This window comes from Kitasatospora purpeofusca (assembly GCF_042691725.1).
Taxonomy (GTDB): Bacteria; Actinomycetota; Actinomycetes; order Streptomycetales; family Streptomycetaceae; genus Kitasatospora; species Kitasatospora purpeofusca_B.
In genome coordinates this window covers 266,926-279,183 of the sequence record NZ_CP170483.1, presented here as the reverse complement: position 1 = coordinate 279,183, position 12,258 = coordinate 266,926, and the positions used below count along the sequence as shown (strand labels likewise).

General features: G+C 75.9%; 9 protein-coding genes. 6 read left to right on the top strand and 3 right to left on the bottom strand.

The window, feature by feature from the left end; all coding sequences use genetic code 11:
* Positions 1-81: 81 nt before the first annotated feature.
* Positions 82-1,239: an RICIN domain-containing protein gene (locus tag ACFCLZ_RS01240; RefSeq protein ID WP_380282687.1), complete on the bottom strand. Its 1,158-nt coding sequence runs from the start codon at positions 1,237-1,239 to the stop codon at positions 82-84.
* A gap of 243 nt (positions 1,240-1,482) precedes the next feature.
* Entirely contained in the window at positions 1,483-2,121 is a 639-nt protein-coding gene (locus ACFCLZ_RS01235) for an HD domain-containing protein (protein ID WP_380282686.1), read from the bottom strand.
* Between the two features lie 117 nt (positions 2,122-2,238).
* Between ACFCLZ_RS01235 and ACFCLZ_RS01230 the strand changes: the two genes are divergently transcribed.
* The 6 genes from ACFCLZ_RS01230 to ACFCLZ_RS01205 all read left to right on the top strand — a co-directional run bounded on the left by ACFCLZ_RS01230 (position 2,239) and on the right by ACFCLZ_RS01205 (position 11,188).
* Positions 2,239-3,192: a GlxA family transcriptional regulator gene (locus tag ACFCLZ_RS01230; protein WP_380282685.1), complete on the top strand. Its 954-nt coding sequence runs from the start codon at positions 2,239-2,241 to the stop codon at positions 3,190-3,192.
* A gap of 367 nt (positions 3,193-3,559) precedes the next feature.
* Positions 3,560-4,036, top strand: a complete 477-nt coding sequence (locus ACFCLZ_RS01225) for a hypothetical protein (protein WP_380282684.1) — start codon at positions 3,560-3,562, stop codon at positions 4,034-4,036.
* Positions 4,037-4,786: 750 nt separating this feature from the next.
* Entirely contained in the window at positions 4,787-7,363 is a 2,577-nt protein-coding gene (gene lanKC, locus ACFCLZ_RS01220) for a class III lanthionine synthetase LanKC (protein ID WP_380282683.1), read from the top strand.
* 81 nt (positions 7,364-7,444) lie between these two features.
* Positions 7,445-7,582 carry a SapB/AmfS family lanthipeptide gene (locus ACFCLZ_RS01215; protein WP_350571418.1) on the top strand — a complete coding sequence of 46 codons (138 nt, stop codon included), beginning with the start codon at positions 7,445-7,447 and terminating at the stop codon, positions 7,580-7,582.
* Positions 7,583-7,742: 160 nt separating this feature from the next.
* The gene (locus tag ACFCLZ_RS01210) at positions 7,743-9,578 is read left to right on the top strand and encodes an ABC transporter ATP-binding protein (RefSeq protein ID WP_380282682.1); all 1,836 of its coding nucleotides are present in this window, start codon (positions 7,743-7,745) and stop codon (positions 9,576-9,578) included.
* 221 nt (positions 9,579-9,799) lie between these two features.
* Positions 9,800-11,188, top strand: a complete 1,389-nt coding sequence (locus ACFCLZ_RS01205) for a pyridoxal phosphate-dependent decarboxylase family protein (RefSeq protein ID WP_380282681.1) — start codon at positions 9,800-9,802, stop codon at positions 11,186-11,188.
* Positions 11,189-11,202: 14 nt separating this feature from the next.
* On the opposite strand, the gene ACFCLZ_RS01200 is transcribed toward ACFCLZ_RS01205, so the two are convergent.
* Positions 11,203-12,111 carry an SGNH/GDSL hydrolase family protein gene (locus ACFCLZ_RS01200; RefSeq protein WP_380282680.1) on the bottom strand — a complete coding sequence of 303 codons (909 nt, stop codon included), beginning with the start codon at positions 12,109-12,111 and terminating at the stop codon, positions 11,203-11,205.
* Between the last annotated feature and the right edge of the window lie 147 nt (positions 12,112-12,258).

Below are 12,258 nucleotides of genomic sequence, written 5' to 3'. Positions count from 1 at the left end.
CGGTTCCCCGGAAACCAGTCTGACCCCGGCCCGCTCAGGGGAGGAAGACCGGCGCTCGGTCCGACGTGGGGAGGTCCTGCCTCAGCTCTTCTCGTCGTCGGCCCAGGTGATGTCCATCTGGTCGATGAAGTAGCGGCCGTCGAAGCAGAGGAAGACCTTGGACGTGGTGTCGTTGTCCGCGATCCAGGTCTTGTTCCACTGCACGACGGTGCCGGCGCCGTCGCGCTTGGGGAAGTAGAGGCCCTCGCGGCGTTCGGGCTGGTTGTAGAAGGCGTGCCCGTTGGGCAGCCGGTACGGCGTCCGGAAGATGGCGTCGTGGCCGCCGATGCGGTCGAAGAGCGCGGCGGGGAAGTTGGTGCGGGCGACGAGCTTCGGCGGGACGTAGTGGACGTCGACCTCCGCGGAGTCCACGTAGCGGGCGGGTTCCCCCGGCAGCCGGTGGAAGGCCCTGCGCACGGCGCCCGCCGTCTCGTAGCTGTCCGTGAAGGTCACGAGACTTCCCTCCCGCCCCTCCTTGTACCAGTCGCCCTGGGAGTGCTGGTCGAAGTCGAAGGTCTCGATGCGGGTGCCCGGGGTGAGGAGCTCGCCGGGGACCTCCCGGAAGGTGGTCGCATCGAAGATCTGCTCGATGGTCCGCACGTCCTTCTCGTAGCGGCGGGCCGGCACCCGGACCCGTCCCGTCCCCACCGGCAGGTCGGTGGCCTTCGGCGCCGGAGCGGGTGCGGGCGCCGGCGGTGCGACGGGCGCGGGCGCCCAGGCGGTGCAGGACCGGTCCTCGGCCCCGGCGCCCTTCTCCAGGACCAGCGGTCCGCCCGGCCGCTCGGCGGCCGGGTCGGCCAGGCCGAGGAGGCAGTTGGAGGAGTCGTGGAGGGCCATCAGCCGACCGGTGTCGCGCTGGACGAAGGCCCGCCACGCCTGCCGCCAGTACGAGGAGTCGCTGCCGGTGTCGGGGAACTTGGGCCGCAGGGTGACCGTGGCGCCCCGGCTCGATTCCTCGGCGGTCAGGTAGAGGCCGGTGGCCGCGTGCCGGATCCGGTGGTTGATCACCCGGAACCGCTCCGCCACCCACTGCTCGCCGTCGCCTCCGGTCTCGGGCCCGAGCACCACGGGGGTGCCCTCCGGGCTCCCCGGCGCGGCACCCGCCACCAGGCCGGGAATGCGGTGCAGACGGAGCACGAACGTCTCGGCGGGCCAGTCGACCAGCATGGTGAACACCTTCTCGGTAAAGAGGTATGACATGACGTCACCTCATGATCACCCGATCGGGCGCGGTTGCGCCAGGTGCACCGGAACCGACGGCGCCCCGCGACGCGCGCGGCGTCGCGGGGCGCTGGTTGGAGCGCGCCGCCGGAGCGGCGCAGCGCCGCCTGGTGCCGGGCGCCGTCGCCGAACGCCATGGCCGGGGAGGTGTCCGGCCGGGCCGCCGAGACGCTGTCGGTGGTGGCCCGCCCCGCCGCCTCGGGCCGGGCGGCCGACCGGCCGTCACTCGGCCCAGGGGGAGCCCTTGATGACCTCGACGAAGTCGCCGCGCTCGAAGCCGGGCAGGTAGTGGGCCAGGACGTCGGCCTTGACGTTGCCGAAGGTGGTGGCGGGCCGGTCCTTGATGCCCTCGGTGAACGCGGCGAGGATCCGGTTCTTGAAGTCGGGCCGGGGGTGGGCGGCGGTGACGGCGGCGCGCTGCCCGTCGGTGACGGCGTGGTAGCCGAGGCCCAGGACGTCCAGCTCGACGCCGCGGGTCACCAACGCGATCTCGGGCGCCATGTGCAGCGGGATCTCCGGGGTGGTGTGCAGGGCGATCGCCGTCCACACCCGGTCGGCCGGCTCACCCGTGATGCCGTGGGCGTGCAGGAAGCGGCGGGCCTCGTCGGCGCCGTCGATCTCGAAGCGCTGGTCGGTGCGGGCGAAGCGCCCGGTGAGCCCGAGGTCGTGGAACATCGCCCCGACGTAGAGCAGCTCCGGGTCGAAGTCCAGCCCCTGTTCGGCGCCGCGCAGCGCCCCGAACAGGAAGACCCGGCGGGAGTGGTCGAACAGCAGCGGGGAGGCCGCCTCCCGCACCAGTTCGGTGGCCTCCGCGGCCAGGGCGCTGTCCGGGATCCGCACGCCCGCGATCGTCTCGCTCATCTCGTCTTCCTTCCTCCGGGGACCGCCCGGGCACCGCGCGGTCCGACTCCTCCAGACTCGCCCGGGCGCGTAGGCTGGCGCCATGTCCATTCAGCCGTTCGCACCACGGATCCGGACATGACGCGACGGGTCGGCTTCCTCGTGTTCGACGCCGTGACCCTGCTCGACGTCAGCGGCCCCCTGGAGGTCTTCCACCAGGCCGGGAGGCTCGGCCACCCGTACCGGAGCGTGCTGGTCTCGCCGCGCGGCGGCACCGTCACCGCCTCCAACGGCGCGGCCCTGGCCGCCACCGTCGCCCCGCAGGACGCCGGGCCGCTGGACACCCTGGTGATCGCCGGAGCCGACCACCTCGCCGCCGAGGGGCCCGACGAGGGCCTGCTCGCCGCGGCGAAGGCCCTGGTGGGGGAGGAGCGCCGGGTGGCGTCGGTGTGCACCGGCGCCTTCGTGCTGGCCGCGCTGGGCCTGCTCGACGGCCGCCGCGCCACCACCCACTGGCGGCACGCCGCCGCCCTCGCCCGCCGCCACCCCCGGGTGCGGGTGGAGCCCGACGCCCTGCACGTCCGGGACGGGCGCTTCCACACCAGCGCGGGCATCAGCGCGGGCATCGACCTCGCGCTCGCCCTGGTCGAGCACGACCACGGCGCCGACGCGGCCCGCGGGATCGCCCGCGAACTCGTCGTCTTCGTGCAGCGCCCCGGCGGCCAGTCCCAGTTCTCCACGGCCCTGGCCACCCCGCCGGTCCGCGGTGGGCTGCTGCGCACGCTCACCGAGGCGGTGCTCGCCGACCCGGCCGCCGACCACAGCCTGCCGGCGATGGCCGCCACCGCGGCCGTCAGCACCCGCCACCTGACCCGGCTGTTCCGCACCGAGCTGGACACCACCCCCGCCCGCTGGGTGGAACGGGTACGCCTGGACCGCGCCCGGCAGCTGCTCCTGGACGGCCATGGCGTCACGGCCGCGGCCCGGCACAGCGGCCTGGGCAGCGACGAGACGATGCGCCGCGCCTTCGCCCGCCACCTGGGCACGACGCCCACCGACTACCGCCGGCGGTTCGGCAGCACGGGCCCCTGACGCCGGGTGGTCTCGGATGCGGGGCGGGGGTCGGGCAGGGGGTGCCGCGGCACCGGGAAAGGTTGCTGCCTCAACGGACACGGTCCGGGTGCGCCGGTGCGCACGGCTTGCGGCCGGGCGCTGCCCCCTACGGCTCCGGCGGCATCGGGCCGACCGGCGGCTGGTCGAACGCGGCGCTGCCGAAGCCGCACCGGCTGCCGTCACCGGCGGCACCCCCGCACCGTCGGCCGCACCGGCCTCGTGGTCCGCCACCGGCCCGCCGAGGCCTGCTGGTCCACCGGTCCGTCCCCGGCCCGGCCCCCGACCGCACATCGCCGCGGTCGGGGGCCGGGCCGCTCCGATCGGGCGGCCGGCTCGTTGAAGGGGTATGGCGGACGAAGCGGGTGACGGCGGAGCGGCGCCGATGGTCTGGGCGCTGGCGGTGCGGGCGACGGCGGCGGGGCCGCCGTTCGCGGAGCTGATCGTGGAGATCGGTCCGCGGCTGTACACGGAGTTCGTCGAGAGCGCGGTGGACAGCGGCTTCGTGCTGGCGGCGGGGGAGCCGCCCGCCAGCACCGCCGTGGTGGGGCTGCACGGCGACGTGCTCAGCCGGCTCGTCCTGGTGGGCGGCCGGCAGCTCTGGGAGCCGTCCTCCGAGGTCCGCGCCTCGCCCGGCTGGGTGGCCGCCGCCGAGGGGCGGGCCGCAGTGGTCGTCCTGGTCGTACCGCCGGGGACGTGGCCGCCGGACCTCATGGACCTCGCCCCGGAGCAGGGCGCGGAGGTCCTCGGCCGGAGCCTGGAGGCGGCCCGCGCCGCCGGGGCCGTTCTGCACGGCACGGCGGCCTACGCGCAACTCGGTCCCTGACCCTGCCTGCTGGGGCGGAAGTGGCGTCCGGGATCGGACCCGTGCGAACGAATCATTCCGATGGGACGCCCGATTGGTCAAGGGAAAACAAATTTCCCGGCGCCTGAAATACTGCCGAAATAGAACGGCAATATCGGGAAACGGGCGTCTGTTCGGTTCTTCCGGACGGGGAGGAACCGGTTCCCGGCGGTCCCGGACGGGCGGCCCCTGACGGTGCGCCGGGCGTGCGCCGGATCCGCACCGCTCGGTGCACACCGCGCGCACGCCCCCTGTGCCGGCCCCCGCCCGGTCGCTCCGTCGCAGGTCACTGCCCCGCCGCCCGGCCGTCGAGTCGGTCCGGCGCACCTTCCGCCCGTGGGTTCCGCGCGCCCTCGGCGGCTTTCCGGCCGGCTTCCCACCGCGAAACGGCGTGCGACGCCGCGCCCCGCTCGCACAGCGGCGCCAGGAGTGACCGGGGTGCGCGTTGCCGGCCGGCCGGGCGAATTGCGCGCCGTTGCGGAGTCGTCGCGGCGAACCCACTATTCGGATGGCCGTATCGCCATACCGGAATCTCACCTCCGGGTCCCGCCCTCCGCCGTACGCCCCCCGCTCCGCCGTGCCCGGCGCCGTTCCGCGCCGTTCCGTTCCGCGCCATTCCGTTCCGTTCCGCGCTGCTCCGTTCCGTTCCGCGCCGTGCCGCTCCGCGCTTCCCGCCCGACGCCGTTCCACCACACCGCCCCGCCGCCGATCCCTGCCACGAGGAGGCTTCCGTTGGACAACCGGTACGAGGCCTACGCCTACGCCGACCCGCTCTTCTACGACTCGCCCCGGCGCTGGGGAGCGCACGAGGAGTTCGCCGCCGTGACCCGCCCGCTGCCCGCGGGCTGGGAGCACGGCGACCTGGAGATGTGGGCGGTGGTGCGGCCCGTCGGCGTGCGGATCCCGGACCAGGGCTGGAAGATCCACGTCTCCGCGTGCGTCGACACCGCGGAGGAGGTGCTGGAGACCGTCTTCGCCTACTGCCTGCGCGAAGGCGTGACCTTCAAGTTCCTGCGCGGCCTGCCGATCCTCCAGGTGCAGAACTCCAAGTACGCGCCGCGCGGCTCCAGCGGGAAGTTCTGCACCCTCTACCCGGTGGACGACGCCGAGCTGGAGCGATGTCTCGACGGCCTCGGCGCGCTGCTCGCCGGCCGCAAGGGCCCCTACATCCTCAGCGACCTGCGCTGGCAGGACGGCCCGCTGTACCTGAGGTACGGCGGCTTCGCCGAGCGCTACTGCCGCAACGAGGCGGGCGAGCGGGTGCTGGCCCTGGCCGGGCCCGACGGACGGCTCGTCCCGGACGTGCGCGCAACCGCCTTCGCCGTCCCCTCCTGGGCGCCGGTGCCGGCCTGCATCGCCCCGGCCGTCGCCGAGCGCGCCGTCCAGCGCGACACCGGACTGCCGTACACCGTCGAGCGGGTCCTGCACTTCTCCAACGCGGGCGGCGTCTACCTGGCCCGCGACGGACAGGACGGGCCGCCGGTGGTCCTGAAGGAGGCCCGCCCGTTCGCGGGGCTGGACCAGCGCGGCGTGGACGCGGTGACCCGGCTGCGCAACGAGCACGCCGTGCTGGCCCGGCTGGCCGGAGTGCCCGGGGTCCCCGCCGAGCACGGACTGCTGACGGCCTGGGAACACGAGTTCCTGGTCCAGGAGTACGTGGCCGGGCAGTCCCTCAGCGAGTGGCTGACGGCCCGCTACCCGCTGATCCACCCCGACCCCGACGAGGACGCCGTCGCGCAGTACACCCGGGACGCCCTGGCGATCGTCGACCAGGTGGAGCGGGCCCTGGCGCAGATCCACGCCCGCGGCGTCGTCTTCGGCGACCTCCACCCCCGCAACCTGATCGTCAGGCCGGACGGCGAGCTGTGCTTCATCGACTTCGAACTCGCCAGCACCACCGAGGACTTCCTGCGCCCCGCGCTGGGGGCCGCCGGGTTCACCGCACCGCTCGGCCGCACCGGGACGGACATCGACCGGTACGCGCTGGCGGCGCTGCGGCTGTGGCTCTTCTACCCGCTGGTCCAGCTCACCGCGCTGGACCCGGACAAGGCCGGCCGGCTCGCCGACGCGATCGAGCGGCGCTTCCCGGTGCCGCCCGGCTACACCGACGACATCCACCGCCACCTCGCCCGCTCGCCGCAGGACGGCCGCACGCCCCGCCCCGAACTGGACGCGGGCCGCGCCGAGACCCGCGCGCTGCTGGAGGCCCCGGCCGCCGACTGGCCGGCGATCAGGGACTCACTGGCCGCCGGCATCGCCGCGGCGGCCACCCCCGAGCGCGCCGACCGGCTCTTCCCGGGCGACATCGCTCAGTTCACCCAGGGCGGCCTCGGACTGGCGCACGGCGCGGCCGGGGTGCTCTACGCCCTGCACGCCACCGGGGCCGCCGTCGACCCCGCGCACGTGCGGTGGCTGGCCGCCGCCGCCCGCGACCGCGCCCCGGTGCCCGGGCTGTACCACGGCGGCCACGGCGTCGCCTACGTACTGGACCTGCTGGGCGAGCACGAGCAGGCGTCCGCCCTCCTGCGCCGCCTCGGCCGGGCCGCTGCCGCCGAGGGCGAACCGGCCGCTTCCCCGGCGCTGGCCTCCGGCGGCCCGGGCATCGCGCTCACCCTGCTGCACTTCGCCCGCGCCACCGGGGACGAACGGCTGCTGGAGGAGGCGCTGGCCGCCGCCAGGAGCGCCGCCATGACCTGGGAGAAGACCGGGCGCGGCGACGCCGGGCGGCGGGCCGGGCTGCTGGCCGGGGCGTCGGGCGCCGCGCTCGCCCTCGTCCGCCTCCACGAGCACACCGGGGACCGCGCCCTGCTGGACCAGGCCGAGGCCCTCCTGGAACTCGACCTCGACCGCTGCGTCACCGTCGCCGACGGCACGCTGCAGGTGGTCGACCGGCGCCGGGTGCTGCCCTACGTCGAGACCGGCAGCGCGGGCATCGGCCTCGCCCTGGCCGCCCTCCTCGCCCACCGGCCGGACAGCGCCCTCGCCGGGCGGCAGGCGCCGATCCGGAAGGCGGCGGAACCGGAGTTCGTGATCCAGCCGGGCCTGTTCAACGGACGGGCCGGACTCCTCGGCTACCTCGCGCTGACCGGCGGCCCGGCCGCAGGACAGCCCCTGCTCGACCGCCACCGTGCCCTGCTGGCGCTCCACCAGGTCCCGTACCACGGCCACCTCGCCTTCCCGGGCGACCAGTTGCTGCGCCTGTCGACGGACCTGGCGACGGGCTCGGCCGGGGTGCTGCTGGCCCTGGGCACGGCCCTGGCGGGCACCCCCTTCCTCCCGTTCACCGACGCGGCCCCCGCGCCCCGGTGACCGCCCCGGGCGCGACAGCCGCGCCCCCACGGACTCCCGGCCGACCGGCCGGGTGGTACACCGCAACCGAAGGAGAACGTCATGGCGATCCTCGACCTCCAGACCCTGGAGCTGCCCGAGACCGAGGCGGCCCCGATCGACGACACCCTCGCGAGCACCAGCTCGCTGAGCGTCCTCAACTGCGGCACCAGCACCGTCAGCACGCTGCTCTGCCTCTGACCCGACCGGCCGCCCGCACGGGCGGCCCGTGACGGTCGACCCGGCCGGACGGTCCACGGACCACCCGGCCGGGTCCCGGCCGCCGCCGCGGCCCGTTCCCCGCCCGGCGACGCCGCCCGACGGCCCCACCAGGGCGCCCCGCCCAGAGAGAGGTGTCCCCGTGGCCGACCGGACCGCGCCCGCCCGCACCGCCGCGTCGGCCGAGCCCGCCGGCACCGCCGCACCCGCCGGCACCGCCGAGCCCGCCGCCACCGTGGCCCCGGCGCCGCCGCAGGTCCGGCTGCGCCGCGAACTCGCCGCCCAGCCGGTCCGCCTCGCCGCCGCCCTGGCCCTCGCCGTGGTGGCCACCGCCGCCGCCCTCGCGCTCCCGCTGCTGGTCCGCAGGATCGTCGGCGACTTCTCCGGCCACCGCTCGCTCGCCCCCGGGCTGCTGATGATGGCCGCGGCCGCCCTCGTCGGCGCGGCGGCCCAGGCCCTCTCCGGCTTCCAGCTGGCGCAGGTCGGGGAGGGGATGACCTACCGGCTGCGGACCGCCCTGATGGTCCACGCGCTGCGCCTGCCGCTGCCCGTCGTCCGGGCCCGGGGCACCGGCGAACTCGCCGCCCGGGTCACCTCCGACGCCCAACTGCTGGGCCAGGTGGTGGAAGTGGCGATGCAGCTGCCGCTCGCCGCGCTCAGCGTCCTGGCCACCCTCGCGGTCATGGTGTGGATCGACTGGGTGCTCACCGCGGTCACCGTGGCCGCGCTCGCCCTGCTGACCGCGCTGGTGCTGGTGATCACCCGCCGGATGCGGGCCAACGTCACCGGGCAGCAGGACGCGGTCGGGCGGATCGCCCAGCGCTTCACCGCCGACCTGGAGGCCCTCACCACCATCAAGGCCTACCGGGCCGAACCGCTGGCCGACCGCGTCCTGGCCGAGGACGCCGAGCACCTGCGCGCCGTCTCGCTGACCGGCGCCCGGCTCGGCGCCCTGGTGCCGGCCGTGCTCACCCTCGGCAACCAGTTCGCGATGATCGCGGTCATCCTCACCGGCGGGGCGCGGCTCGCGGCGGGCGGGCTGAAGGTGGCGGCCTTCGCCGCGTTCCTGCTCTACCTGCTCCAGACCGTCCCCTCGGTGAACACCCTCGCCACCGGGTTCGGCCGCCTCCAGGCGGGCCTGGCCGCCCGCGACCGCTGCAACGACCTCCTCGCGCTGCCCCCGGAGGCCGACCCGGACGACGCCGACCGGGTCGTGCCCACCCCCGCGCCCGACGCCCCGGCGGTGGTCTTCCGCGCCGTCTCCTACACCCACACCGGCGCGCAGCGGGCCGCCCTGCGCGCCGCCTCCTTCAGCATCCCGCGCACCGGGCTGACCGCCGTGGTCGGCCCCTCGGGCGCCGGCAAGAGCACGGCCCTCGCGCTCGTCGGCCGCTTCGTCCGGCCCGGCGCCGGATCGGTCAGCGTCCTCGGCCACGACCTCCGCGCCTGGCCGCTGGGCGCGCTGCGCGCCCGGATGGCCTACGTGGACCAGGCGTTCACCCTCCTGGAGGCCAGCGCCCGCGACAACCTCCAGCTCGGCCGGGCCGGCGCCGCCGACGAGAACGAACTGGCCCGCGCGCTCGCCACCGTCGGCCTGACCGAGGACGTCGAACGCCTCCCGCACGGCCTGGACACCGTCCTGGGCCGCGAGTTCGACCTCTCCGGCGGCCAGCGCCAGCGGATGGCCCTGGCCCGCGCCCTGCTCGCCGACGCCGACATCGTCCTGCTGGACGAGCCCACCAGCCAACTGGACGGCCTCAACGAACTGCGCTTCCGCGAGATCGTCGACAGGCTGGCCCGCCGCAGCGCCGTCGTGGTCGTCGCCCACCGCCTCACCACGGTCCAGCACGCCGACCACGTGATCATGCTCGACCACGGCACCGTCGTCGATGCCGCCGACCACCCCACCCTGCTCGCCCGCTGCGCCCCCTACCGGCGCCTGGTGACCAGCCAGACGGGCCCGTCCCCGCGCACCTGAAAGCCCGTCCGGCCGTCTCCGTGCCGGGTCAGTCCCAGTCGGAAGCCGGCTGGACGAGGCCCGGCCCGCCGGTGTGCGGCACGGGGACGTAGCCCTCGGCCGGGGTCGGCAGGGCGTCGACGCACTCCGCCGGGCAGGCCACCACCAGTGGATTGGACCGGGACGCCGCAGGCCGCGGCGGCTACCGTCGACGACACAGCCGACCGACCGGAGAACGCGCCATGCACCCCGAACTCGCTGCCGACCTGGACCAGTTGCCCGCGCTGCTGGAGGAGACCCGCCGGGCCGCGGCCGCCTTCCTCGCCTCCCTCGACGAGCGGCCGGTGGTCCCGAGGGCCGACCCGCCCGCCCGGACGCCGCTGGCCGAACGGGGCGGCGGCCTGCGGGCGGCGCTGGCCGAGTTCGGCGAGCGCTGGGAGCCGGGGCTCTCGGCCGGCGCGGGGCCGCGCTACTTCGGGTTCGTCACCGGGGGCGCGACCCCGGCGGCGCTGGCCGGCGACTGGCTGACCGCCGCCGCCGACCAGAACTCCAACTCCTCGCTGGACGGCGCCGGCCAGCAGCTGGAGCGGGAGACGGTCGGCTGGCTGCGCGAGCTGTTCGGGCTCTCCGCCGCGCACGCCGGGACCTTCGTCAGCGGCGCGACCATGTCCAACACGGTCGGCCTCGCGATCGCCCGGCAGTGGCTCGGCGAACGCCTCGGCGTCGACGTGGCCGAGGACGGCGCCGCCGCGCTCGGCCGGGTGCGGGTGCTGTCGGGCAGCGCGCACTCCAGCGTGGCCAAGGCCCTCTCGGTGCTCGGCCTGGGCCGCGGCGCGCTGACCCGGGTGCCCGTGCTGCCCGGCCGGGAGGCGGTCGACGTGGCGGCCCTCGAACGGATGCTGGCCGAACACGACGGCCCCTGCGTGCTGGTCGCCAACGCCGGCACGGTCAACACGGTCGACTTCGACGACCTGCGGGCACTGGCCGACCTGCGCGACCGCCACGGCTGCTGGCTGCACGTGGACGCGGCCTTCGGCGCCTTCGCCGCCCTGGTCCCCGAGCACGCCGCCCTGGTGGCCGGCCTGGACCGGGCCGACTCGATCTGCGTCGACCTGCACAAGTGGCTCAACGTGCCCTACGACAGCGCCGTGCAGTTCACCCGGCGCCCCGACCTCCAGGCCGAGGTCTTCCGCAACGCGGCCGCCTACCTCGGCCCGCTCGGCGAGCACCCCGACCTGGTGCACCTGACGCCGGAGAACTCCCACCGGCTGCGCGCCCTCGCCGCCTGGTTCACCCTGCGCGCCTACGGCCGGGCCGGCCACCGGGAGATCGTCGAGCGCTGCGTGGCCGGGGCCCGGGCGCTGGGGGAGGCCGTGGCGGGGACGCCGGGGCTGCGGCTGCTGGCGCCGGTGCGGCTGAACGTCGTCTGCTTCACCCTGGCCGAGGACCCCACCGCCGACCGGCTCGCCGCCCTCGCCGAGGCCGTGGCCGACGAGGCCTTCCTGACACCGACCCACTACGCCGGCCTCCCCGCCCTGCGGGCCGCGTTCAGCAACTGGCGCACCACCGACGCCGACGTCCGCCGGACGGCGGCGGCGCTCGCCCGGGCGGTGCGCGGGCCCGAGGCCTGAAGCCCGGCCGCTGCTCAGCGCAACAGCGCCCCGACGAGCGCGGCGACGTAGGCCTGCCCGGCGGCGTTGGGGTGCAGCGCGTTGGTGTCCGGGGCCGGATCGAGGCCCTCGACCCAGCGGACTCCCTGCGGCCGGCAGGCATCGTGTCCGAGGGCCTCGCCGGGGTTGGCGAAGATCGCCCGATGGCCGGCCGCGGCCTCGCCGAGCACCGTGTTCATCCGCTGCTGGAGGCCGTACGCGTAGGGGACGTCCCCTCGGGCGATCGGCACCTCCGGCCAGCAGCCGGTGGTGGGCGGCAGCACGGACAGGTAGCCGACGAGGACGACGGTCGCGTGCGGGGAGCGCGCGTGGATCCCGTCGAGGACGGCCTCGATGCTCGGGCGCATCGCGTCGATCGCGGCTACCGCCGGGTCGGTCCCGCTCGCGGTGTAGGCCCGCTGGCACGGGTTGCCCTGCGGGTCGGTGCCGGCGATCGCCGCGCAGCTCCGCAGGAGGTCGCTGAGCGCGTCCCTGGCGCCGATGGTGACCGTGACCAGAGCGGTCTCGGGCCTGAGCGCGTCGAACTGGGGCGGGTTCACCCCACCCGGCACCGCCTCCGGGACGGTCATGCTCATCGTCGTGGCATCGCCGCAGGTGACGTCGACGAAGCTCGCCGGGCCCAGCGCCGCGGCGAGGCCGTTCGGATAGTCGTCGCGGGCGCGGCCGCATCCGGCGGGCGTGCCGTAGTTCTTCGAGACGCTTCCGTACGCCGCGTAGGAGTCCCCCAGCGCGACGTAGCCGCCGAGGCCGCTCGCCGCCGGGGCGGCGGCCGGGGTCCCCGCCACCAGCCCGCCCGCCACCACGACCGCCGAGGCCAGCAGGGCCGGAAGCCGCCGTCCGGTGCGGGGGAAGCCGCCTGTCGCGGCGGTCGGATGACTTCGCACTGCTACTCCTCGTGGTCGACCGGCTGCTGACTGCATTGTGTGCGCACCGTGCGGTCGGCGCCCGGCGGGGCGGGCCGGTCCACCCCGCGGTCCCTGCCGACGGGATCACCCGTCCGGGGTGGTGCGCGCGCGGCCGTGGCCGGTGAC

Coding starts and splice junctions, on each gene's coding strand:
- ACFCLZ_RS01240 (WP_380282687.1), bottom strand. CDS start 1,239: ATGTCATACCTCTTTACCGAGAAGGTGTTCACCATGCTGGTCGACTGG.
- ACFCLZ_RS01235 (WP_380282686.1), bottom strand. CDS start 2,121: ATGAGCGAGACGATCGCGGGCGTGCGGATCCCGGACAGCGCCCTGGCC.
- ACFCLZ_RS01230 (WP_380282685.1), top strand. CDS start 2,239: ATGACGCGACGGGTCGGCTTCCTCGTGTTCGACGCCGTGACCCTGCTC.
- ACFCLZ_RS01225 (WP_380282684.1), top strand. CDS start 3,560: ATGGCGGACGAAGCGGGTGACGGCGGAGCGGCGCCGATGGTCTGGGCG.
- ACFCLZ_RS01215 (WP_350571418.1), top strand. CDS start 7,445: ATGGCGATCCTCGACCTCCAGACCCTGGAGCTGCCCGAGACCGAGGCG.
- ACFCLZ_RS01205 (WP_380282681.1), top strand. CDS start 9,800: ATGCACCCCGAACTCGCTGCCGACCTGGACCAGTTGCCCGCGCTGCTG.